20 protein-coding genes are annotated in these 25584 nt (G+C 33.2%); 2 read left to right on the forward strand and 18 right to left on the reverse strand.

Annotation, left to right across the window (positions count from 1 at the left end):
- Positions 1 to 16: 16 nt before the first annotated feature.
- The 7 genes from acs to BUA98_RS06210 all read right to left on the reverse strand — a co-directional run bounded on the left by acs (position 17) and on the right by BUA98_RS06210 (position 10711).
- The gene (gene acs / locus BUA98_RS06180) at positions 17 to 1927 is read right to left on the reverse strand and encodes an acetate--CoA ligase (protein ID WP_072971751.1); all 1911 of its coding nucleotides are present in this window, start codon (positions 1925 to 1927) and stop codon (positions 17 to 19) included.
- A gap of 499 nt (positions 1928 to 2426) precedes the next feature.
- Positions 2427 to 3896: a ketol-acid reductoisomerase gene (gene ilvC / locus BUA98_RS06185; protein WP_072970764.1), complete on the reverse strand. Its 1470-nt coding sequence runs from the start codon at positions 3894 to 3896 to the stop codon at positions 2427 to 2429.
- Positions 3897 to 3938: 42 nt separating this feature from the next.
- On the reverse strand, positions 3939 to 4460 hold the full coding sequence (gene ilvN / locus BUA98_RS06190; RefSeq protein ID WP_072970765.1) for an acetolactate synthase small subunit: 522 nt from the start codon (positions 4458 to 4460) through the stop codon (positions 3939 to 3941).
- An 85-nt stretch (positions 4461 to 4545) separates the two neighbouring features.
- Positions 4546 to 6234: a biosynthetic-type acetolactate synthase large subunit gene (gene ilvB, locus BUA98_RS06195; RefSeq protein WP_072971754.1), complete on the reverse strand. Its 1689-nt coding sequence runs from the start codon at positions 6232 to 6234 to the stop codon at positions 4546 to 4548.
- Positions 6235 to 6406: 172 nt separating this feature from the next.
- Complete coding sequence (ilvD, locus tag BUA98_RS06200) at positions 6407 to 8080, reverse strand: dihydroxy-acid dehydratase (protein WP_072970766.1); 1674 nt, start codon at positions 8078 to 8080, stop codon at positions 6407 to 6409.
- A 269-nt stretch (positions 8081 to 8349) separates the two neighbouring features.
- A complete protein-coding gene (gene leuB / locus BUA98_RS06205; protein ID WP_072970767.1) occupies positions 8350 to 9468 on the reverse strand; it encodes a 3-isopropylmalate dehydrogenase in 1119 nt (372 codons plus the stop codon).
- Positions 9469 to 9535: 67 nt separating this feature from the next.
- A complete protein-coding gene (locus tag BUA98_RS06210) occupies positions 9536 to 10711 on the reverse strand; it encodes a 2-isopropylmalate synthase (protein WP_072971757.1) in 1176 nt (391 codons plus the stop codon).
- A gap of 155 nt (positions 10712 to 10866) precedes the next feature.
- Between BUA98_RS06210 and BUA98_RS06215 the strand changes: the two genes are divergently transcribed.
- Positions 10867 to 12411 (forward strand): hypothetical protein, encoded by a 1545-nt coding sequence (locus BUA98_RS06215; protein WP_072970768.1) that lies wholly within the window; start codon positions 10867 to 10869, stop codon positions 12409 to 12411.
- A 256-nt stretch (positions 12412 to 12667) separates the two neighbouring features.
- On the opposite strand, the gene BUA98_RS06220 is transcribed toward BUA98_RS06215, so the two are convergent.
- Positions 12668 to 14323 (reverse strand): M1 family metallopeptidase, encoded by a 1656-nt coding sequence (locus tag BUA98_RS06220; protein WP_072970769.1) that lies wholly within the window; start codon positions 14321 to 14323, stop codon positions 12668 to 12670.
- 167 nt (positions 14324 to 14490) lie between these two features.
- Between BUA98_RS06220 and BUA98_RS06225 the strand changes: the two genes are divergently transcribed.
- Entirely contained in the window at positions 14491 to 15189 is a 699-nt protein-coding gene (locus BUA98_RS06225) for a carbohydrate-binding family 9-like protein (RefSeq protein ID WP_072970770.1), read from the forward strand.
- 80 nt (positions 15190 to 15269) lie between these two features.
- Here BUA98_RS06225 and hisIE read toward each other — a convergent pair whose 3' ends face one another.
- The 10 genes from hisIE to BUA98_RS06275 form a co-directional block, all read right to left on the reverse strand.
- Positions 15270 to 15866: a bifunctional phosphoribosyl-AMP cyclohydrolase/phosphoribosyl-ATP diphosphatase HisIE gene (hisIE, locus tag BUA98_RS06230; protein ID WP_072970771.1), complete on the reverse strand. Its 597-nt coding sequence runs from the start codon at positions 15864 to 15866 to the stop codon at positions 15270 to 15272.
- 44 nt (positions 15867 to 15910) lie between these two features.
- Positions 15911 to 16666, reverse strand: a complete 756-nt coding sequence (gene hisF / locus BUA98_RS06235) for an imidazole glycerol phosphate synthase subunit HisF (protein WP_072970772.1) — start codon at positions 16664 to 16666, stop codon at positions 15911 to 15913.
- Positions 16667 to 16781: 115 nt separating this feature from the next.
- On the reverse strand, positions 16782 to 17507 hold the full coding sequence (gene hisA / locus BUA98_RS06240; protein ID WP_072970773.1) for a 1-(5-phosphoribosyl)-5-[(5-phosphoribosylamino)methylideneamino]imidazole-4-carboxamide isomerase: 726 nt from the start codon (positions 17505 to 17507) through the stop codon (positions 16782 to 16784).
- A 55-nt stretch (positions 17508 to 17562) separates the two neighbouring features.
- Entirely contained in the window at positions 17563 to 18144 is a 582-nt protein-coding gene (gene hisH, locus BUA98_RS06245) for an imidazole glycerol phosphate synthase subunit HisH (protein WP_072970774.1), read from the reverse strand.
- 102 nt (positions 18145 to 18246) lie between these two features.
- A complete protein-coding gene (hisB, locus tag BUA98_RS06250) occupies positions 18247 to 19383 on the reverse strand; it encodes a bifunctional histidinol-phosphatase/imidazoleglycerol-phosphate dehydratase HisB (protein ID WP_072970775.1) in 1137 nt (378 codons plus the stop codon).
- A gap of 110 nt (positions 19384 to 19493) precedes the next feature.
- Positions 19494 to 20540, reverse strand: coding sequence for a histidinol-phosphate transaminase (gene hisC / locus BUA98_RS06255; protein ID WP_208857975.1), 1047 nt, complete (start codon positions 20538 to 20540; stop codon positions 19494 to 19496).
- A 137-nt stretch (positions 20541 to 20677) separates the two neighbouring features.
- Positions 20678 to 21961 carry a histidinol dehydrogenase gene (gene hisD, locus BUA98_RS06260; RefSeq protein WP_072970777.1) on the reverse strand — a complete coding sequence of 428 codons (1284 nt, stop codon included), beginning with the start codon at positions 21959 to 21961 and terminating at the stop codon, positions 20678 to 20680.
- A gap of 217 nt (positions 21962 to 22178) precedes the next feature.
- Positions 22179 to 23036, reverse strand: coding sequence for an ATP phosphoribosyltransferase (hisG, locus tag BUA98_RS06265; RefSeq protein WP_065450122.1), 858 nt, complete (start codon positions 23034 to 23036; stop codon positions 22179 to 22181).
- 330 nt (positions 23037 to 23366) lie between these two features.
- On the reverse strand, positions 23367 to 24746 hold the full coding sequence (locus BUA98_RS06270; RefSeq protein ID WP_072970778.1) for a sensor histidine kinase: 1380 nt from the start codon (positions 24744 to 24746) through the stop codon (positions 23367 to 23369).
- Positions 24747 to 25412, reverse strand: a complete 666-nt coding sequence (locus BUA98_RS06275; RefSeq protein WP_072970779.1) for a response regulator transcription factor — start codon at positions 25410 to 25412, stop codon at positions 24747 to 24749.
- Between the last annotated feature and the right edge of the window lie 172 nt (positions 25413 to 25584).

Below are 25584 nucleotides of genomic sequence, written 5' to 3' on the forward strand. Positions count from 1 at the left end.
TTAATCTATTTCAAAATTAAGAAATTCTTTCTTTCATAATTTCTTCAACAATTTCAGGGTTCAATAATGTTGAAGTATCTCCAAAATTAGAAAAATCCCCTTCTGCTATCTTACGTAAAATTCTACGCATGATTTTTCCAGATCGTGTTTTTGGCAAACCAGATACAAACTGAATTTTATCTAATTTTGCAATTGGCCCAATGTGGTCCGCAATATATTGATTAATCTCTTTAACCAGGTTTTCTTTATTTCTAACTTCTCCAGTTTCTTTTAAGATTACATAGCCATACAATGCATTTCCTTTAATATCATGAGGGAAACCAACAATTGCAGATTCTGCAACAGCCTGATGTTCGTTAATAGCATCTTCAATAGGAGCTGTTCCTAAATTGTGTCCTGAAACAATTACAACATCATCTACTCTACCGGTAATTCTGTAATAACCAACTTCATCTCTAAGCGCACCGTCTCCTGTAAAATATTTTCCAGGGAAAGAAGAAAAATAAGTGTCTTTGTAACGTTGGTGATCTCCCCAAATAGTTCTGGCGATTCCAGGCCATGGGAATTTAATACATAAACTTCCAACCACTTGGTTTCCTTCAATCTCATTACGTTTTTCATCCATTAAAACGGGTTGAATTCCTGGTAATGGCAAAGTAGCATAGGTAGGTTTTGTTGGCGTTACGAAAGCAATAGGAGAAATCATGATTCCACCAGTTTCGGTTTGCCACCATGTATCCACCACCGGGCATCTTTTATCTCCAACGTGGTCATTAAACCAGTGCCATGCCTCTTCGTTAATTGGCTCTCCAACAGAACCAATAACTTTTAACGATTTTAGAGGATATTTTTGAATATAATCTAAACTCTCTTTTGCTAATGAACGAATTGCTGTTGGTGCTGTATAAAATTGTGTGATTTTGTGTTTTTCGATGATATCCCAAAAACGGCTAAAATCCGGATAAGATGGAACTCCTTCAAAAATAACAGTTGTTCCTCCATTTAATAATGGTCCGTATAAAATATAAGAGTGACCTGTAATCCAGCCAATATCTGCAGTACACCAGAAAATATCATTTTCTTCATGACTGAAAACATTTTTAAAAGTATAGGCTGTATAAACCATATATCCCGCGGTAGTATGAACCATTCCTTTTGGTTTTCCTGTTGAACCAGAAGTATACAAGATAAACAAAGGATCTTCAGCATCCATAATTTCAGCAACGCTGTTATCCAAAGCTGCGTCTAATAAAGGCTGTAACCATTGATCACGACCTTCTTTCATTTTAATTTCAGTCTGAGTTCTTTTAACCACTAAAACTTTAGAAACTGAAGGACAAGAATCTAATGCTTCATCAACAATTCCTTTAAGATCAATAGTTTTATTTCCTCTATAACCACCGTCAGATGTGATTACCATTTTACATTCACAATCATTGATTCTGGCAGAAACTGCAGAAGCAGAAAATCCTGCAAAAATCACAGAATGAATAGCTCCTATTCTGGCACAAGCCAAAACAGCAACAGCCAATTCAGGAATCATTGGCAAATAAATACAAACTCTGTCTCCTTTACGAACTCCTTGCTCACGCAAAACATTCGCCATTTTTGACACTCTTTCGTAAAGTTCGTTATATGTTATATGTAAAGCTTCTTCAGAAGGATCATTCGGTTCAAAGATAATAGCCGTTTTTTCGCCTCTTTTGCTTAAATGTCTATCGATACAGTTTTTTGTAATATTAACTTTAGCTTCAGTAAACCATTTTACTTCAGCATCAGCCATATTAAAATCAACCACTTTTTCCCATTGTTGATACCAAGTAAAATTTTCTTCAGCTATTTTTCCCCAGAATTTCCTTGGTTCTCTTATTGACTTATTGTAATGTTTAAAATATTGTTCTAAATTTTCAATTTTATAATAACTCATATGTTTTTGGAATTTTTTTATAAATGTATTAAATATCAGCGTATTCTTAAAATTATTTAATTCATAAATTTTGGCAAAAAAAAACACATATTAAAAAAAATATTACCTTTTAATATTTATAATTTAAAATTTTAGTTTTTTGCATCAAAATACCTATCGTAAAAAAGGCATGATAAATAAATACCATGCCTTTTTAATTTTAACAATTTCAATAACAATTAATTTTTTGTAATTCTGTATTACAATCCGCAATTCTATTTTGAAAATAGCAGCAGCTTTATTAATTAAAATAGAAATCTCTACAAGTATATTTATCACTAAACATACCCCATTATACGGGATTACCTCACTTAACTCACTTGCTCACAGAAGTTAAGTGAATGCAATATTGCATCTATATCCTTTTTCTTAATAAGTGCTTACTAATTCAAAATATTACATAAAACAGAGATACAGTGCAAATCCCATCACAGTCGAATGTGTGGTAATTCCCAATTTATTATCCAATTTTTTTCATTGCAGTCATAGACGCTCTCAACCATGCCCCTACTTCTTCGATAGGATGTTGACGAATTTCTTTGTTTACTGCGATTAAAATAGCATTATCTACTCCATTTGAAGTCGAGAATGGTTTTCCAATTATATTTGTTTCCACTGTTTTCATGAATTCAGTCAATAATGGTTTACAAGCGTGATCGAATAAATAACATCCGTACTCAGCAGTATCCGAAATAACGCGGTTCATTTCAAACAATTTCTTTCTTGCAATTGTGTTAGCAATCAATGGTAATTCGTGTAATGACTCATAATAAGCTGACTCTTCAATGATTCCGGCTTCTGTCATAGTTTCGAAAGCTAATTCTACACCTGCTTTAACCATTGCGATCATTAAAACTCCATTATCAAAATATTCTTGTTCAGAAATTGGAGCTTCTTGTGGTGCTGTTTTCTCAAAATTAGTTTCACCTGTAGCAGCTCTCCATTTCAATAAATTCACATCATCATTAGCCCAGTCGATCATCATAGTTCTTGAGAATTCTCCAGAAATAATATCATCCTGGTGTTTTTGGAATAAAGGACGCATAATGTCTTTTAATTCTTCAGCAAGTTCGTAAGCTTCTATTTTTGCAGGATTAGATAAACGATCCATCATGTTTGTAATACCACCATGTTTCAACGCTTCAGTAATAGTTTCCCATCCGTACTGAATTAATTTTGAAGCATATGCAGCATCAATTCCTTTTTCAACCATTTTATCAAAACATAAAATAGATCCAGTTTGCAATAATCCACAAAGGATAGTTTGCTCACCCATTAAATCTGATTTTACTTCAGCTACAAATGATGATTTCAAAACTCCTGCTTTGTGACCTCCAGTTGCTACAGCGTAAGCTTTTGCCTGATCTAAACCTGCACCATTTGGATCATTTTCAGGGTGAACAGCGATAAGTGTTGGTACACCAAATCCTCTTTTATACTCTTCACGAACCTCAGAACCAGGACATTTTGGAGCACACATAATTACGGTGATATCTTTACGAATCTGCATTCCTTCTTCAACGATGTTAAATCCGTGAGAGTATGCTAAAGTCGAACCTTCTTTCATTAATGGCATAATAGCAGTAACTACAGCAGTATGTTGTTTATCCGGAGTTAAATTACAAACTAAGTCTGCAGTTGGAATTAATTCTTCATATGTACCTACTTTAAAACCGTTTTCAGTAGCATTTTTGTAAGAAGCTCTTTTTTCAGCGATTGCATCTGCACGTAATGCATAAGAAATGTCTAAACCAGAATCTCTCATGTTTAAACCTTGATTCAAACCTTGTGCACCACAACCTACAATAACAACTTTTTTCCCTGCCAATGCTGCGATTCCGTCTGCAAATTCAGATTGCTCCATAAATTCACAAACTCCTAATTGTTCTAATTGTAATCTAAGTGGTAATGTGTTGAAATAATTTGCCATTTTCTTTAATAATATTTAATGATATGTAATTTATAATTGATACTAGTTAAGTGCTTCTAATAAGGAAGAAATTTCCATTTTTTCTTTAGAAACTGATATTCTGCCCGAACGAACAAATTGCATAATACCGTAAGGTTTGAATTTTGCATATAATTCTTCAATTTCAGAACGTCTTCCTGATTTTGAAATCACAAAGAAATCACGTGAAACCGTCACAATTGTTGACTGACTTTCCTTGATGATATTCTGAATCTGTTTTTCATCAAACAACAAACTTGACTGTATTTTAAACAAAGCATTTTCTAAGAAAATCGTTTCTTCATCTGTGTGATAAAATGCTTTGATAACCTCAATTTGTTTTTCAATTTGTCCAACGATATTCTGAACCCATTTCTCTGTTGTATTTACTACAATGATAAATCTGGAAACATTCTCTATTTCTGATTCTGAAACGTTTAGACTTAATATGTTAATGTGACGCTTTAAGAATATTCCAGATATCCTGTTCAACAATCCGACATTATTTTCTGAATATACCGATATGGTAAATGTTTTATCTTCCATTTTGTTTTTAGTTTTTTTTTGTTTCAGGTTTCAGGTTTCACGTTGCTGAGAACCTGAAACCTGAAACTTGAAACATGAAACTTTTTTAGCTTAATCTAATTTCTGAAACACATGCTCCTGTCGGGATCATTGGAAAAACATTATTCTCCTTTTCTACCATAACTTCCAAGAAATAAGAATCTTTTGAAGCCATCATTTCAGCTACAGCAGCATCTAGATCTTCGCGTTGTGTTACTTTTTTAGATTTGATATGATATCCTTCTGCAATTGCGACAAAATTTGGATTAATCATTTTTGTTGAAGCATATCGATTGTCAAAAAACAATTCCTGCCATTGACGCACCATTCCTAAAAACTCATTATTTAAAATCACGATTTTTACAGGTACTTGTGTCTGAAAAATAGTTCCTAATTCCTGAATCGTCATCTGGAATCCACCATCACCAATGATAGCTACAACTTCACGATCTGGTCTTCCCATCTTAGCTCCAATAGCCGCTGGTAAAGCAAATCCCATTGTTCCTAATCCTCCAGAAGTAATATTACTTTTAGTTGAATTAAATTTTGCATATCGGCAGGCAAACATTTGGTGCTGACCAACATCAGAAACGATAATTGCATCACCTTTTGAATGTTTATTAATCATTTCCATGGTTTCTCCCATTGAAATACCTTTACCGTTTGTTGGGTTTAGTTCTTCTTTTATAACAGACGCAAATTCAATTGCTGCAAATTCCTTGAATTCATTGTGCCATGATTCGTGAGAGTTTTTCTCTATTAAAGGCAATAACGCAGTCAAAGCTTCTTTTACATCTCCTAAAACCGCTACTTCTGTTTTTACGTTTTTATCAACTTCAGCCGGATCAATTTCAAAGTGAATTACTTTTGCCTGCTTAGCATAAGTAGCTAATTTTCCAGTAACACGGTCATCAAAACGCATTCCCAATGCGATTAAAACATCACATTCGTTAGTCAACATATTTGGCCCATAATTTCCATGCATTCCTAACATTCCAACGTTTAACGGATGATCTGTTGGTAATGCGGAAAGACCTAAAATAGTCCAACCTGCAGGAATTCCGGATTTCTCAATAAAAGCTTTCAATTGTTCTTCGGCCTGACCCAAAATAATTCCCTGACCGAAAACGATAAAAGGTTTTTTAGCACTATTGATCAAAGCCGCAGCTTCTGCCACTTTATCTAATTTTAATTTCGGAACCGGAACATAACTTCTAATTGAAGTACATTTTTCATAACTAAAATCAAACTCATCAAACTGAGCATTTTTAGTAATATCAATCAATACAGGCCCTGGACGTCCGGAACGCGCAATATAGAATGCTTTTGCAATGATTTCAGGAATTTGAGAAGCTTCAGTAATCTGAAAATTCCACTTGGTTACCGGAGTTGATATTCCGATAATATCTGTTTCCTGAAAAGCATCAGACCCCAATAAATGTCTTCCAACCTGTCCTGTAATACAAACCATTGGAGTTGAATCAATTTGAGCATCTGCAATTCCAGTAACTAAATTGGTTGCTCCCGGACCTGAAGTAGCAATTGCTACTCCAACTTTTCCTGTAGCTCTGGCGTATCCCTGAGCTGCGTGTGTTGCACCTTGTTCGTGACGCACTAAAACGTGGTGTAATTGGTCCTGAAATTTATATAATTCGTCATAAACTGGCATTATGGCTCCTCCCGGATATCCGTAAACCAAGTCTACTCCTTCTGCTAATAAACATCTTATAACGGCTTCTGCCCCTGATATTTTCATAGTATATTTTGTTTTATCAATGTCAATTTCAAAAATCAATTTCAAAAATCAATGGCAATGTCAAAAATCAATTTCAATGATAAATTCTAAATTGATTTTTTGTTTTTTTTTGCTATTTGATTTTTGAAATTGATTTTTGAAATTGTCATTGATTTTTGATATTGTTATTTAATTAGTTATCGGTTACACATCCTGTTGAAGCGCTTGAAACCGATCTGGCATATTTAAGTAAAACTCCTTTTGTAACTTTTAATGGCGGTTGTACCCAAGCCGCTTTTCTAGCTGCAAATTCTTCGTCAGAAATTTTCAGGTCGATTGTATTTTTTACCGCATCGATAGCAATTAAATCACCATCTTTTACAAGTGCAATACCACCACCATCATAAGCCTCTGGTGTAATATGTCCTACGACAAAGCCATGTGAACCTCCAGAGAACCTGCCGTCTGTAATAAGAGCGCAGCTGCTTCCTAATCCGGCTCCAATAATAGCAGATGTAGGCTTCAGCATTTCAGGCATCCCCGGACCACCTTTTGGTCCACAATACCTGATGACGACTACATTACCTGGTTTTATTTTTCCGGCTTCAAGACCTGGAATTACTTCAAATTCACCTTCAAATACAACAGCTGGACCTTCAAAATATTCTCCTTCTTTTCCGCTGATTTTTGCAACAGCTCCTTCAGAAGCAAGATTTCCGTATAAAACCTGAATGTTTCCTGTTGGTTTTAACGCTTTTTGAATTTCATGAATAACTTGTTGTCCGTCTTGTAAATCCGGAGTCGAAGCTAAATTTTCAGCTACTGTTTTTCCTGTTACCGTCAAACAATCTCCATGAATCAGTCCTACTTTCAATAAATATTTCATTACTGAAGGAATTCCTCCCGCTTCATGAATATCTTCCATCATGTATTTACCACTTGGCTTCATGTCAGCCAATACTGGTGTTCTGTCATTAATAGCCTGAAAATCATCCAGTGTAATTTTGATATCAACAGCGTGAGCCATTGCGATTAAGTGCATAACTGCATTTGTAGACCCTCCTAAAACAGCTACAATTGTAATAGCGTTTTCAAAAGCCTTACGAGTCATAATATCTCTTGGCTTAATATCTTTTTCTAATAATATTTTGATTGCTTCTCCAGCAGCCAGACATTCGTCTCTTTTTTCCTGACTTAATGCAGGATTTGAAGAACTGTATGGCAAACTCATTCCTAATGCTTCAATTGCTGAAGACATTGTATTTGCAGTATACATTCCGCCACAAGCGCCAGCACCCGGGCATGCATTTTGAATAACTCCTTTAAAATCTTCAGGAGTAATTTCGTTTTTAACCTTTTTTCCTAATGCTTCAAAAGCAGAAACAATATTTAAAGATTCTCCTTTCCATTTTCCTGAGTGAATCGATCCTCCGTAAACCATCATCGCTGGGCGGTTTAATCTTCCCATTGCAATTAACGCTCCAGGCATATTTTTATCACAACCAGGAATGGCAATTACACCATCATACCATTGTGCTCCCACAACAGTTTCAATAGAATCGGCGATTACATCACGAGAAACCAATGAAAAACGCATTCCTTCAGTTCCGTTTGAAATTCCGTCACTAACACCAATAGTATTAAAAATAAGTCCGACCAGATTTGCGTCCCAAACACCTTTTTTAACATCTTTTGCTAAATCATTCAGGTGCATGTTGCAAGTGTTACCATCGTAACCCATGCTCACAATACCTACTTGTGCTTTTTTCAAATCTTCTTCAGTTAAACCAATACCGTACAACATCGCTTGCGCCGCAGGTTGTGTTTGATCTTGAGTGATGGTTTTGCTGTACTTATTTAATTCCATTATGTATTAATTTATTTTAATTTTTATTCAAAAAAAAACCTTCCAGTATTTGGAAGGTTTATAATATAGTTTTTCAATTATATTTATACCATTCCCGATGCAGATGTGAAAATCACATTGACAACAACGACAGAAGTAATAATAATTGAGATTTGCATCTTGTTATTTTTTTAGTGTGACAAAAGTATAAAAACTTAAGGGACTAAAAAAATAAAATCTCAACATTTTAGATACTTCTTGTTATTTCTTTCAATTTTTAACAAAAAATATTAAACAATTGTCGATTGTCCGATATGAACGTTGTCATTATTAAAATATAGCAAATCGTCTTTGCTAAAAATAAAATTAGAAACAAACTCTCCCACTTCATTTGTACCGAATTTTGAATCTGCTTTTAAATCAACAGTAACAACCTTAAATTCAATTGCTTTTTCAACAGCCTGATAAATCACATTTGCCTCTTTAAACAAACCAAAATGTTCCAGCAACATCGCTGCTGATAAAATTGAAGCAATTGGGTTGGCAATATTTTTTCCTTTTGCCTGTGGATATGAACCGTGAATTGGCTCAAACAAAGCATTCTTTTCTCCTAAAGATGCCGAAGCCAATAAACCAATAGAACCTGTAATAACACTTGCTTCATCTGATAAAATATCTCCAAATAAATTCTCTGTCAAAATCACGTCAAATTGTTTTGGATTTAAGATGATTTGCATCGCCGCGTTATCCACAAATAAAAAGTCTAAAGCCACATCTGGATAACTTTCGCCCACTTTCTGAACTACTTTTCTCCATAATCTTGAGGTTTCCAAAACATTTGCTTTATCAACCATAGTCAGCTTTTTACGACGATTTTGTGCCGATTTAAAAGCCAAATGTGCTATTCTTGTGATTTCTTCTTCTGAATATTCGCATAAATCTGAAGCATGTGTGCCTTCTTCATTTAATGTTTTAGCTCCAAAATAAGCTCCACCTGTTAATTCTCTGAAAATAGTAAAATCTGCACCTTCGATAATTTCTCTTTTTAAAGGAGAAGCATCAATTAATGATTTATAAGGTTTTATTGGACGAATGTTTGCGAACAATCCTAATTCTTTTCTCAATTTCAATAATCCCTGCTCCGGACGAACTTTTGCATTTGGATTATTATCATATTTAGGATCACCGATTGCGCCAAATAAAACAGCATCAGTATTCAGGCAAAGATTAAGCGTTTGTTCAGGCAGCGGATTTCCTGTTTTGTCAATGGCAATCGCCCCCATGAGCGCTTCTTCAAAAACAAATTCATGATTGTACACTTCGCCAATAGCGTACAACGCTTTTTTGGCTTGTAAAATTACTTCCGGTCCAATTCCGTCTCCTGGTAAAACTGCTATTTTCAAATTCATAACGTCTCGTTCTTTATGATTTAAATCTTTATTTTTATATTTCTTGTTTGTTCTATTTTCTTTTCAACTAGCTTCTAACTAATTCGTCCTGAATCTTAGCAGCTTCAATAATCTGATGAATATCTGCATCTAAAACTTCTTTTTTAATATCAGCAAATTTCAAAAACTCAATGTAAACAATATCCAATTGCACTTTTGTAAGCTCGTAACCTACTTTTTTAGCACGGTAAGCCAAAGCAGCTCTTCCGCTTCTTGCTGTCAAAATAATTGATGATTCATTTACACCCACATCAAGCGGATCCATGATCTCGTAAGTTGCTCTGTTTTTGATCACACCATCCTGGTGAATTCCAGAACTGTGCGCAAAAGCATTTGCTCCTACAATAGCCTTATTTGGCTGCACAATCATTCCCATGCTTTCAGAAACTAAACGGCTCATCTCGTTTAATTCTCTTGTATTAATGTTTGTATCTAAGTTTAGGTAAGGGTGTTGTTTGAAAATCATTACCACTTCTTCAAGTGCAGTATTTCCAGCTCTTTCACCAATACCATTAATAGTACATTCTATTTGTCTAGCTCCATTAATCGCACCTGCAATAGAGTTTGCAGTTGCCATTCCTAAATCATTATGACAGTGACATGAAAGAATTACGTTTTCGATTCCTTTTACGTTTTCTCTTAAATATTTAATTTTTGCTCCGTATTCTTCTGGCAAACAATATCCTGTTGTATCAGGAATATTTAATACAGTTGCTCCGGATTTAATTACTTCTTCGCAAACTTGTGCTAAAAATGCGTTATCAGTTCTACCAGCATCCTCTGCATAAAATTCAACATCTTCTACATATGATTTAGCGTGAGATACTGCATATTTTGCTCTAGCAATAATATCTTCTCTGGTAGTACTTAATTTATGGAGTATATGAGATTCAGATGTTCCGATTCCAGTGTGGATTCTAGGTCTTTTAGCATGTTTTAGGGCAGCTGCAGCAACATCAATATCGTTTTTTACAGCTCTTGTCAGTCCGCAGACGGTTGCATTTTCTACAATTTTACAAATCTCAGAGACCGATAAAAAATCGCCCGGACTTGACACAGGAAAACCTGCTTCGATAACGTCAACTCCCATTTTGTCAAGTCGTTCTGCGATAACTAATTTTTGCTTAGTATCTAACTTACATCCTGGAACCTGTTCACCATCGCGCAAAGTGGTGTCAAAAATTTGAACTTTCTCTCTATTCATATTCATTTATTTAATGTAATTTCACATCTTGATAACAAATATATATTGTACTTACGCAGTATGAAATTCATTTTAATGAAATTATACTGTTCATAACACAATTTATAACGAGTTAAATATTTAATAATCAATAAGTTACATTATTATATTTTACAATGGCTAACCATCAAAAAGATTTCTTATTTGTTCTGATAAAATCGCTTTCCAAATCCGAAAAAAGACAATTTAAAATTTTTGCAAGCCGATTGGAGACAAGTTCTAATACTAAATTCATTGAATTATTCAATATTTTAGATAAGTCCGAAACCTACGACGAAAAGCTGATTTTAAAGAGCGGAATCATTAAAAAAGTACAGCTATCTAACTTAAAATCATATTTATACAAGCAAATTTTAGTTAGTATTCGCTTGAATATTCCCAGCCAGAATATTCGTTATCAACTACGTGAGCAAATAGATTTTGCTGTTATTCTTTATAATAAAGGATTGTATAAACAGAGTTTAAAGATTCTTGACAAGACCAAAATCCTTGCTTTAGAAAATGATGAAAAATATATGGCGTATGAAATTGTAGAATTCGAAAAATTGATCGAATCACAATATATTACGCGAAGTATTCAGGGCCGTGCCGACGAATTAGTAGTTCAGGCAAAAGAATTAAATTATAGAAATACAATCTCCAGCAAATTATCGAATTTATCACTTCAATTGTACGGAATCATGTTAAAAACAGGTTACGTAAAAAGTGATGAAGAATATAAGTATATAGATGATTATTTCAACAGACATATTTCAAAATTAGACGAAAGTAAGTTCGGTTTTCGTGAGAAATATTGGTTTTACAATGCCAATTTATGGCGCAGTTTCTTAGTTCAGGACTTTTTGGCAAGTTACAAATATGCCTATAAATGGGTAACCTTGTTCTATGACAATCCAAATATGATTTATCTGAATCCGGTGTTTTTCTTAAAAGGAAACCATTACTTTTTGGAGTCGTTATATATGCTGAAGTACCAGTCAAATTTCAAGAAATACTTAACTTTATTAGAAGAAACGATTGCAGACCCGAAATTTCCTGTAAACGATAACATTGCATCACTATCATTTCTATATGTTTATAACAATAAACTGAATCTACACATATTGGAAGGTACTTTTGCTGAAAGCGAATATTTGATTCCGGAGATTTTAGAGAAAATAAAAATTCACAGTGAGCATCTTGATGAACATCATGAGATGTTATTTTACTATAAAATTGCTTCGATCTATTTTGGAAATGAAAAATACAATGAATGTATTTTTTATTTAGATAAAATCATAAATAACAAAAACTTATCGATGCGCGAAGATCTAATGTGTTTTGCGAGACTTTTATCGTTGATTGCACATTATGAATTAGGAAAAGATTATTATTTAGAAAATCATCTTAAAAGCACTTACAAGTTTTTATTGAAAATGAACGACTTGCATGAAGTTCAAAAGGAAATCATTAAATTCTTAAAAAACCTGAATAACTTTTATCCAACAGATATTAAAAAAGAATTTATTAAAATGCGTGCACGTTTTATTGAATTAGAGAAAAATACCTATGAAAAAAGAGCTTTCCTTTATTTAGATATTATCTCATGGCTGGAAAGCAAAATTGAAAACCGCAAAATTGCTGATATTATAAAAGAAAAGGCGAAATTAAGTAGTCGATAGAAATTTAAATTCCAATTTTTTAAATTCCAAATTCCAATAAAAAAGGGTGAAAGATTAATCTTTCACCCTTTTTTGTCATTTCGACGAAGGAGAAATCCCCACAAGTAACTCGACAAAGATTGGCGAATGACTATAAGGAGCTTCTTGCGAGGATTTCTCCTTCGTCGAAATGACAAGATTGCCTATAAAAATAAACCCGACAGGTTTTAAAAACTGTCGGGTTTAAGAAAACTCCAGTAATTGGAATTTAAAACAACTACTCCACAATATTAGAACTCGTTACATAAAAGTTCTTATCAACTTCTACAGTTCTGTTTTCATTTGTAGTTTTTACTGATTGCCATTCTGTTGTTGGTTTCAACCAGGTTTCTACACCGTTTATTTTTACTTTTACCGGCATATCAAATTTTGCAACACAATTGGTCCAATGATATCCTAAAGTTCCATTTTTGAACATATATTCAAAAACCGGAATTTGAGTTGTGGTTAAATACTGAGCAAAAACTCTATTGAAATTAATTCCAGACTGTGTATTGATGTAATCTTCAATTTCCTTAGAAGTAACAGTTTTATGGTAAAAAGTGCTATTTAAACCTCTCAAAATCGATTTCCATTTTGCATCGTCATTGATAACCTGACGAATTGTATGCAGCATGTTTGCTCCCTTCGGATACATATCACCTGATCCTTCGTTATTTACATCATAGTGCCCAATAATTGGTGTATCATTTTGAATATTTTTTCTGCATCCAATAACATATTCAGCTCCCGCTTCTTTTCCGTAATAATACTCTACAAAAAGGCTTTCAGAATAGTTCGTGAAACTTTCGTGAATCCACATGTCTGCGATATCCTTATAGGTAATATTGTTTGCAAACCATTCGTGTCCCGATTCGTGAATAATAATAAAGTCAAATTTTAATCCCCAGCCTGTTCCGCTTAAATCTCTTCCTAAATAACCGTTTTTATATTGGTTTCCATATGTTACAGAACTTTGGTGTTCCATACCTAGATAAGGCACTTCAACTAATTTATAGCTGTCTTCATAAAATGGATAAGGTCCAAACCAGTTTTCAAACGCTTTAAGCATCTTTGGAGCATCTTTAAACTGCTCTTTCGCTAAAGCTAAATTATCTCTTAAAACATAGTAATTACAGTCTAAATCACCTTTTTCTCCTTTATACACTTCAGAAAAATTAACGTAATCTCCGATATTGATATTTACACCATAGTTATTAATTGGATTCGAAACATACCAATTAAAAGTTTTTGTACCGTCTTTTTCTTTTTTAACACTTTTTAATCTTCCGTTAGATACTTCTGTTAAATCTCCCGGAACATTCACACTGATCAGCATATTTTCAACTTCATCGTACATATGATCTTTGTTTGGCCACCAAACGCTGGCACCTAAACCCTGGCAAGATGTAGCAACAAAATCTTTTCCGTTTTTGTCTTTTTTCCATGAGAATCCACCATCCCAAGGCGCTCGCACAGCTTCTTTAGGTTTTCCTCCAAAAGAAATTACAATTTCTTTTGTATCTCCTACTTTTTGTTTTGTAGTTAATTGAATAAAAAAAGCATTTCCATCTCTTTGAAATTTCAATTCTTTTCCATCTTGCGTCACTTTGTAAATTTGCATTGGTTCCTGCAAATCAATCTGCATTTTATTGTTTTCCGCTAAAACAGTATATTTTACTGTATTTGAACCAGAAATTGTTTTTTCAGCCGGATTTACTTTTACATCAAGATGATAATATTTTAAATCCCACCAGACTCTCTCTTTTGTAATGCTTCCGCGTAAAGAATCCTGATGTGTAAAAACAGTCTCAGACTTATTCAGAAGCCCTTGTGCATTGGCATTAAAACCAATCAAAAAGGCAATTAACACGCCTCCAAAGTAATTTTTCATAAATTAGAAATTTGAAATAAATAGGGTACTTATATGAACTTAATCGTCAACAAAAGTAAACATTAGAATCAATTTTCTAATAATTTTATAATTTCTATTCGGATAATTTAATGTTAAAATTCAATATTCTTCTCTACTTTAGCAAATTAAAATCCACATCTTACTTTATGAAATGTATTAAAATTGTTACTTTTTTGTTTTTGATGTGTTCGATAACAGTTTCCTCTCAAAATATTCCTGTGTATAAAACAATTGACAAAATAGTAATTGATGGAAATTTATCAGATTGGAAAACACCTTTTATTGGGCCATTAGTTATTCATAATTCAGGAAATAAGGCAATTCAAAATACAATGGTTTCACTTTCGTGGAATGATGATAATCTATTTATAGCCTATAATTCAGTCGATTCTAAAATTATTGGATCAAATCAGCAAAAAGATTCCCCTATTTTCAATACAGATGACTTAGTAGAGATTTTTGTTGATGCCGATGGCGATGGACGAAATTATGTCGAGATTGGAGTAAATGCTTTTTCAACCAATTACGATATGCTTTTAAAATGTATTTCTACTGATTGTGGTGGCTGGAAAACATCAATGGCTTTTGACATTGAAGGCCTTGAAGCAGTAAGTAAAATAACAACTGAAGGTTTTTCTACAGAAATAAAAATTCCGTTTTCAAGCTTAGAAAAGATTCAAAATGGTAATTTTAAAAGACCTATACCAGGAACAAAATGGAAAGGAAATACTTTTAGAATTGATTACGGTAACACAACAGAATATCTTGCATTACAGTCTTATAAAAGTATGAAATTTGGTTTTCATCAACCGCAGGAATTTGCTATATTTGAGTTTGTGGAGTAGTTATTGGTTTAATTTGTTTCAGGTTTCAAGTTATCGCGCATAACTTGAAACCTGAAACCTGAAACTTGAAACAAAATCTTTTACTTCTGGCGTTTCTTCAAAACATCCACAACATCATTCAATTGAAAGCCTTTTGCCTGTAACAAAATCAAATAATGAAATAATAAATCGGCACTTTCACTAAGAAACAAATCATCGTTATCATCTTTTGCTTCGATAACTACTTCTACAGCTTCTTCACCTACTTTCTGAGCAATTTTATTGATTCCTTTTTCGAATAAAGAAGCCACATAACTCTTTTCAGAATCAGCATTTTCTCTACGAGTTGCAATGGTTTTTTCTAAGCTTGAAATAAAACCATAATTTTCTTTGTTCTCTTCTTGCCAGCAAGTATCAGCGCCTGTATGACAAGTTGGCCCAACAGGTTTTGCCTGGATTAAAAGTGTATCGCCATCACAGTCATTTTTAATATCTACCAGTTCTAAGAAATTACCACTCTCCTCGCCTTTTGTCCAAAGTCTTTGTTTCGAACGGCTGAAAAAAGTTACTTTCTTAGTTTCTATAGTTTTTTGAATTGATTCTTCATTCATATAACCCAGCATCAAAACATTTTTTGTTTCTGAATCCTGAATTATTGCCGGAATCAATCCGTGTGAGCTTTTGATATCTATGTTCATATTTTTAGTCTAAAGTTGTAAAGTCGAAAGTCTTAAAGTCGAAACTAAATTCGAACTTCTATATTATTATTTCTTAATTCGTGTTTCAAAGCTTTTATCTCAATCTCTTTAAAGTGAAAAACACTTGCTGCCAATGCTGCATCAGCCTTCCCTACTTTAAATGAATCTACAAAATGCTGCATATTTCCTGCTCCGCCCGAAGCAATAATCGGAATATTGATTAATTCTGATAATTTCGCCAAAGCTTCGTTTGCAAAACCATTTTTGGTTCCGTCATTATCCATTGATGTGAATAAGATTTCTCCGGCACCACGTTCTGCAACTTCTACCGCCCAATCGAATAAATTTAATTCTGTCGGAACTTTTCCACCAACTAAATGCACAATCCATTGTCCCTCAATTTGCTTGGCATCGATGGCAACGACAACGCATTGGCTTCCAAATTTCTGAGCCAAATCATTAATCAACTGCGGATTTTTTACTGCCGATGAATTTATCGAAACTTTGTCAGCGCCATTATTCAGCAGAATTTCAACATCTTCAACAGATGAAATTCCACCACCAACCGTAAACGGAATATTGATTTTCTCCGCCACACTTCTCACCATATTAACCAACGTTTTACGACGTTCTTCGGTAGCCGAAATATCCAGGAAAACCAATTCATCAGCACCTTCAGCCGAATAAATTTCTGCCAATTCTACAGGATCACCCGCATCACGCAAGTCAACAAAGTTAACGCCTTTTACGGTTCGTCCGTTTTTTATATCCAAACAGGGGATGATTCTTTTTGCTAACATTTTTTTTAATGTGTCAATTTTTTAATATGCCAATTAGAAAATTTGATAATTAGATAATTTAAACGCAACGCCAAAAATTATCTAATTTTCTAATTGGCACATTATCTAATTATTCTTATTTTCTAATTATAAAATTCTCCAGTTGTTTTAGCGAAATTCTACCCTCGTAAATCGCTTTTCCAATGATTGTTCCTTCGCAACCCAATTCAGCTAATTTTGGTAATTCATCAAATGTTGAAATTCCGCCGGAAGCGATTAGTTTTATTCCATGCGCTTCTTTTAAGATTTTATCGTACAAATCAAAACTTGGCCCTTCCAACATTCCGTCTTTTGCAATATCTGTACAAATAACATACTGAATTCCTTTGGTTTGATATGTCTGGATAAACGGAATCAAATCTTCATCAGAATCTTCTAACCACCCTGAAACTGCTATTTTTTCATCTTTAGCATCAGCTCCTAAAATAATTTTCTCTGAACCATATTTAGAAATCCATTTTTCAAAAATAGCTCTGTTTTTCACGGCAATACTTCCGCCAGTAATCTGACTTGCTCCGCTTTCGAAAGCAATTTTTAAATCTTCATCTGATTTTAAACCGCCACCAAAATCAATTTGCAGACTTGTTTGTGTTGCAATTTGTTCTAAAATTTTATAATTGACGATTTTACTCGATTTTGCGCCGTCTAAATCTACTAAATGCAAATATTCTATTCCGTGCGCTTCAAAGGATTTAGCTACTTCAAGCGGGTTTTCATTGTAAATTATCTTAGTATCGTAATCACCTTTTGACAAACGAACACATTTTCCGTCAATGATATCTATGGCTGGTATTATTCTCATTTATTTAAGTCTTAAAGTTGGAAAGTCTAAAGTCATAAAGTCTTTAAATCTTTCTTTATATTTTTAAAAAATTCTCAAGTATTTTTTCTCCGACAGCTCCACTTTTTTCGGGATGAAACTGCGTTCCGTAAAAATTATCTTTTTGTAAAGCAGATGCGTATTCTAATTCATAATTGGTTGTGGCAATTGCTTCAATACAATTTGGAGCATAAAAACTATGCACCAAATACATAAATTCATTTTCAGAAATCCCTTTAAACAAATCCGATTTTAAATCATAAATCTGATTCCATCCCATTTGTGGCACTTTTACTTTTGATGTAAACTTAATTACATCAACATCAAAAATTCCCAAACCTTTGGTATCGCCTTCTTCAGATGATTTACACATCAATTGCATTCCCAAACAAATTCCTAAAACAGGCTGTTTCAAATTTGGAATCAAATTATCCAAACCACTTTCCTTTAGTTTTTTCATTGCCGAACTTGCCTCGCCAACGCCAGGAAAAATCACTTTATCAGCTTGTTGAATTTCTTCAGGGTCATTACTTAGAACAGCTTTAAAACCAAGTCTTTCAATAGCAAACATAATGCTCTGAATATTTCCTGCTCCGTAATTTATAATTACTATTTTCATTTATTTAAGTCTTAAAGTCCAAAGTCTAAAGTCTTAAAGTCACTTTTTGATATCCATAATTTTGAAATCTTTTGACTTTATGACTTTCCACTTTTGACTTAATTACAGCATTCCTTTCGTCGAAGGCAAAATCATTTTCTCTGTATCTCTTTTCACCGCTACTTTTATTGCTTTCGCGAAAGCTTTAAAAATCGCTTCAATTTTGTGGTGTTCATTGGTTCCTTCTGCTTTTATGTTGATGTTGGCTTTGGCACCGTCAGAGAAGGATTTAAAGAAATGATAAAACATTTCTGTGGGCATTTTACCTACCATTTCACGTTTGAATTCGGTTTCCCAAACTAGCCAGTTTCTGCCGCCAAAATCAATGGCAACTTGCGCTAAACAATCATCCATTGGAAGACAGAATCCGTAACGTTCGATTCCTAATTTATTTCCTAGTGCTTTTGCGAAAACTTCTCCTAAAGCGATCGCTGTATCTTCAATCGTGTGGTGCTCATCTACTTCTAAATCACCTTTTACAAGGATTTCTAAGTCCATTTGGCCGTGACGAGAAATTTGATCTAACATATGATCAAAAAAAGCAATTCCGGTATCGATCTTACTCTTCCCTGTTCCATCTAAATTTACATTAATAAAAATATCCGTCTCATGAGTCTTACGGATAATTGAAGCAGAACGTGCTTCCAATTTCAAAAACTCATAAATTTCCTTCCAACTCATCGTTTGAAGAATAATAGTTTCGTCTAATTCTTCGCGTTTTGATGAAATTTCATTGCTTCCAATTCCATCATTATCACTAATAAAGATTGCTTTTGCTCCAAGGTTTTTTGCCAATTCAACATCAGTCAAGCGATCTCCCAAAACAAAAGAATTAGCCAAATCATACTCCGGATTATTCAAATATTTCGTCAACATTCCCGTTCTTGGCTTGCGTGTTGGGGCATTATCTTCCGGAAAAGATCTGTCAACAAAAATTTCATCAAACAAAACTCCTTCATTTTCAAAAGCTTTTAGAATAAAATTTTGTGTTGGCCAAAACGTATCTTCCGGAAAACTATCTGTTCCCAATCCATCCTGATTCGTAACCATCGCTAATTCGTAATCTAATTCATTGGCAATTTTAGCCAAATATTGAAAAGCTTTCGGATAAAATTCTACTTTCTCCAAAGCATCTAACTGGTAATTTTCAGGTTCTAAAACAATCGTTCCATCACGATCGATAAAAAGTACTTTTTTCATGTTTTTATTTTTTGAGAATAAAGAAATAAAGAGTACAGAAAATAGACTTTTAATTCTATCCAAAAAGCTCTTTCAATTTTTTCTTTCTTCTTTGCTCTATAATCTTTCTTCTATTTTAATAACTTCAATTCCTTAATCAAAACTGCATTTTCTTCTGGAATACCAATTGTAAAACGCAGGCAGTTTTCGCATAAAGACTGAGTTGTTCTGTTACGAATTACAATTCTTTTTGCAATTAATTCATCGTATCTTTTGTTAGCATCGTCTACTTTTACCAGAACGAAATTAGCTTCTGTAGGATAAACTTTCTCAACAAAAGACACTTCTAGTAAAACTTTAAGTAACTCTTCTCTTTGTTCAATTATAGAGGCTATTTCCTGTTTTATTTTATCAGAATCTTTTAAACGTTCAATCGCCCTTTGCTGCGTTAATTCGTTTACGTTATATGGAGGTTTTATTTTATTTAAAACTGAAATTACAGCCTCGGAAGCATAACAAATTCCCAAACGAATTCCAGCTAAACCATATGCTTTTGAAAGCGTTTGTGTAATCACCAGATTTGGATATTCATCCATTTCTGTCAACCAGCTTTCTTTATCTGAAAAGTCAATATAAGCTTCATCAATGACAACCAGGCCTTTAAAATTTTGAAGTAATTTCACTACGCTTTCATCCGAAAAAGAATTCCCGGTTGGGTTATTTGGTGAACATAAAAAGATGATTTTTGTGTTTTCGTCAACAGCTTCCAAAATTTTCTCTACTTGCGGCTGAAAATCTGTCGAAAGCAAAACTTCTCTATTTTCTACCGCATTAATATTCGCTAAAACACTGTACATTCCATATGTTGGCGGTAACGAAATAATATTATCAATTTTTGGCTCGCAAAAAGCTCTAAAAAGAAGATCTAAAACTTCATCACTTCCGTTTCCCAATAAAATCTGACTTGATCCCACATTATTATTTTTCGCCAAAATCGCTTTTACCGAACTTTGTTGTGGATCCGGATAGCGATTTACACCATTCTGAAACGGATTTTCATTAGCATCCAAAAAAATCATTTCGGCTGTATCAAAATCTTCAAACTCATCTCGTGCTGATGAGTATGGTTTTAATATTTTTACGTTTTCACGTGTTATTGTATTTATATCGAATTCCATTGTTTTAATTTTTAAAGAGAAGAAAGAATCAAGAAGAAAGAAAATAGACTCAATCTATTTCATAATTATTTCTCTTTTCTCTTAATTTTTCCTCTATACTTTTTAATCTTGCTTCTTGCCTCTTTGTTCTATTTTCTTTACTCTATACTCTTCAATCTCAAAGTCACAGCATTTTTATGCGCTTGTAAACCTTCGGCTTCTGCCATAACTTCAATAGCTCTTCCAATGTTTTGAATTCCGATTTTAGATATTTTCTGGAATGTCATTGATTTCATAAAACTATCCAGATTTACTCCACTGTAATTCTTTGCATATCCATTTGTAGGTAAGGTATGATTTGTTCCTGAAGCATAATCTCCGGCACTTTCTGGTGTATAATTCCCAATAAAAACTGAACCTGCATTTACAATTCCGTTGCAATAAAAATCATCAAATTCTGAACAGATTATAAAGTGTTCCGGTCCATATTCATTGATTAAATCTAAAGCAATCTGATCATTTTCTACATAAATTAATTTCGAATTTTCAATTGCTTTTTTAGCTATTGCTTTTCTTGGCAGTTCTTCAATTTGAGTCTGAATTTCAATTTCAACAGCCTCAATCAATCGTAGGGAAGTTGAAACTAAAATCACCTGACTATCTGTTCCGTGTTCTGCCTGCGATAATAAATCAGAAGCTACAAATGCCGGAATTGCTGTATCATCAGCTACAATCAACAATTCTGAAGGTCCGGCCGGCATATCAATCGCTACTCCAAATTGAGTTGCCAATTGTTTTGCAACTGTTACAAATTGATTTCCGGGTCCGAAAATTTTATACACTTTTGGAATTGATTTCGTCCCAAAAGTCATACCGGCAATCGCCTGGATCCCTCCTACTTTTAATATTTTAGTAACACCACATAAATTGGCTGCATATAAAATCGCTGGATTAATTTTTCCCGTTTTATCCGGTGGAGAACACAAAACAATTTCTTTGCAACCTGCAATTTCTGCCGGAACAGCCAACATTAAAACTGTTGAAAATAAAGGCGCAGTTCCACCAGGGATATACAGACCAATTTTTTGAATCGGTCTTTTTTCCTGCCAGCAATTTACTCCTTCAATGGTTTCAATTTCAATTCTGTCGGTCTTTTGAGCTGTGTGGAATTTCAAAATATTAGCTTTCGCCAATTGAATCGAATCTTTCAATTCATCAGAAATCAAACTTATTGCTTCTTCAATTTCTTCGGTTGTAACTTCGTAATTATCTAAATTAATTCCGTCGAAAATAGAAGTGTATTTAGCAACGGCTTCATCACCTTTTTTCTGTACTTCTTTAAAAATTTCTTTAACCGTAACTTCGATATCATCGATCGTTTTGGTTGGTCTTTTTAATATTTCTGACCAGGTATCTGGTTTTGGATTGTCTATCTTATTCATAATTGTTATTAATTTATAAATTCCAATTTTTTAAAATCCCATATTCCAATGCTTTGTATTTTTTTAACCGCAAAGAGCGCAAGGTTTTTTTAGTATTCTTACTTTTAAAAACGTTAATTAAGTTCGCAAAGCTGTTGTCGAAGTTTGGGATTTGGAATTTTTATATTGGAATTTCATTTCAATTGGAATTTGGAATTTAAAAAATTGGAATTTCCTTCTAAAGAACCATTTTCTCAATAGGGCAAACTAAAATTCCCTCGGCTCCGGCTTCTTTTAATTTATCAATTACGTCCCAAAAAGTATCTTTATCAATCACAGAGTGAACACTGCTCCAGCCTTCTTGTGCTAATGGCAAAACAGTTAAACTTCTTAAAACTGGTAGAATTTTTCCGATTTCATCAATTTTATCGTTTGGAACGTTCATTAAAATATATTTTGAATTTCTCGCTCTTAAAACTGATTGGATTCTGAATTTAAGCGTATCAATGTGTTTCTGAATTTCTGGGGAAACTTTCGGAGAAACCGCTAAAACTGCTTCGCTTTTCAGGATTACTTCAACTTCTCTTAAATTATTTTTGAATAAAGTGCTTCCACTTGAAACGATATCTACGATAGCATCGGCAAGACCAATGTTCGGCGCAATTTCTACAGAACCTGAAATTTGGTGAATATCAACTGTTAATCCGAAAGAATTAAAATATTCGTTAACAGTGTTTGGGTAAGATGTTGCAATTCGTAAACCTGCTAAATCTTGAATAGAATTGTATTCGAAAGTTTTAGGAACAGCCACTGAAACCTTGCATTTTGAGAATCCAAGTTTTTGAATCACCTCAATATGTTTTCCTTTTTCGACTAATAAATTATCACCCACAATGGCTAAATCTACAACTCCATCAATTAAATATTGAGGAATATCTGAATTTCTAAGGTATAAAACTTCTAAAGGAAAATTGGAAGCTTCGGCTTTTAACTGATCGTTTCCGTTGTTGATTGAAATACCGCAATCTTTTAAGATTTGAATGCTGTCTTCATTTAAACGACCTGATTTTTGAATTGCAATTTTTAAAGTACTCATTTTTTAGTTGTTTGCTGATTAATAGTTTGAGTACAAAGAATTGGAATTAAAAAAACCCGCTTGATGTACTCAAACGGGTTTTAAAATATGATGATTTACATGCATACCATTAACACATCGCCTGAGAGCAATAATGAAAATGATGATGATGTAATTGATTTGAAATCATTGTTTGGTTTGTTTTATAATTCTTTGATTCGGATGCAAATATACTAGTTAATTTCATAAAAAAGCAATTTTTAATTTAACTTAACGATAGTTTATTGTTAAAAAATATTTCAGATACCTTTTTTATTACATTTTTTCAATTTACTATAACGTTTTCATTTTTTAATTGAAACCCAAAATTACGGTGGTTCCTACTTCTATTTCACTCTCAATTTTAAATTGAATATCTAGTAATTCTGTTGTTCTTTTTACAATCGACAAACCTAATCCAGTTCCTTTAATTTCAGGGTGATCGGTAGAATTAGATCTAAAAAATGGATTTAAAATTGCTTCCAAATCTCCTTTTGCAATTCCGATTCCTTTATCAGTTATTTGACAAATTGTTTTTTCGTTTTGCTTCGAAAGTAAAATCAAAACTTCTCCATTATTTTTGCTGTATTTAATTGCATTCGAAATAATATTCCTCATAATGGTTATCACCAAAAAATTATCAGATTGAATATAAAAAGCCTGTTTAGCATCAAATTTTACATTAAGATTCTTACTACTTATTTTTGCCGAGTTTAATGTCAGAACATCCAAAATTACGGAGTTTAAATAAACAGATTCGGTATTTATATTTTGCTTTTGATTCTCGAAACGTGCCATCAAAAGAAGCTGATCTACGAGCATATTTAAATGATCAACTTCATTTATACAATAGTTTATCTTTTCTTCATACTCACTATTATCGCGAGGTTTACGAATTAAAACTTCAAGTGTTCCTTTAATAACTGTTAATGGTGTTCTTAATTCATGTGAAGCATCAGACGTAAATTGTTTTTCGCGTTCGATAGCATCTTCTATTCGGTTTAATAAACTGTTAATGGTCGTTGCAAGTATATACAATTCATCTTGTGTTTTGGGCAAAGGTATTCGCGTTTTCAGATTATCCTTTGTAATAATTTTTGAAGTATTTATGATTGCATTTATTGGTTTTATACTTCTTCCGGCAAAGAATCGGGCAATAAAAAACAGCACCAATAAGATTACCAAAAAAGAGAGACACATTATATCAAACAAATTACTTAAAACCATCGTAGAATCTGCAAGCGACATTGCTACAATAATATACCCAATTTGTTTCTTTTTTACATGAAGCGGAACCTGAATCTGTCTTATCGCATGATCACCCATCTTAGTGTCAAACAACTCATAATCTCCTACAGAATCATTAAATTCAAGTGTTTGTGTTTTTAGATTAGGCGCTTTTTCAATAATCTGTTTATTCAAGTCCAAAAACTCCACAAAAACCGGATTTACATCTACAGTATTATGTTCCCGCTCACTCCATTCTTCCTCATCAATTAAAATAACTTTATCACCGACAACCTTAATTTCTGCTAAATGATTCTTAATTTCAGTTTTTAAATTTTCATCAATATGACTATAAGCTGTGTGTTTTACAATAGAATAAATCAACGAAAAAACCACTAAAATCAACAAACCGGTTGTGATAATATAGTTTAAGGCAATTCTGTTTTTAAAGGAAATTTGTACCATCTATATGTCGTTTGCGATATAACCTATACCACGTATTGTTTTTATATAATCTTCTTCAATTTTTAAATTGAGTTTTTTTCTAATAGCGTTCATAAATACATCAATAACTCCGGTGTCATATTCAAAATTGATTTCCCAAACGTCTTTTAGTATTTGATTTCGGGTACAAACCTTTCCTTTATGTTGAATTAAATAAGTTAACAATTCGAATTCCCTTTGCGTCAAAGCCACTTCTTCCTCATTTTTCAAGACAATATGCCTTGACAAATCGATTTTAATGGTTCCTAAAGTTAGCGTCTCGGTTCCTTTTCTGTTTCTAAAATGAACTTTTATGCGCTCTACCAATTCTTCAAAACTAAATGGCTTTTTGATGTAATCATTTGCGCCGGCTTTCAAACCCTCAATGGTTTCCTGAACCGTATCTTTTGCAGTCAGAAAAATAATCGGTGTCTTCTGGTCTTTAATCCTGATAGCTTTACATAAATCTAATCCATTGATTTTAGGCAACATCCAATCTAATAAAATTAAATCAAATTGTTGATTATGAATCAATTCAAAACCTTTAGAACCATCACTCGCAGTAGTAACTTCATATCCTTCTTCCTGCAGCCCTTGTTGTAAAAACTGAACAATTCCTATCTCATCTTCTACTATTAAAATATGCATTTGTTCTTTTTTATTAAAATTATATTCTTCGCCTTTAATTTAATCAATCAAAGGTAAAAATTTAAATTTTTGGAAATGACTAAAAATCATTTCAATACCACCAAAACTTATTCATCTTAAGCGAATATTAAGTTAATTCTAACAAAGGTAAAAGCTGAACTTAATCCCGAAT

Source organism: Flavobacterium saccharophilum (genome assembly GCF_900142735.1).
In the GTDB taxonomy this organism is placed as follows: Bacteria; Bacteroidota; Bacteroidia; order Flavobacteriales; family Flavobacteriaceae; genus Flavobacterium; species Flavobacterium saccharophilum.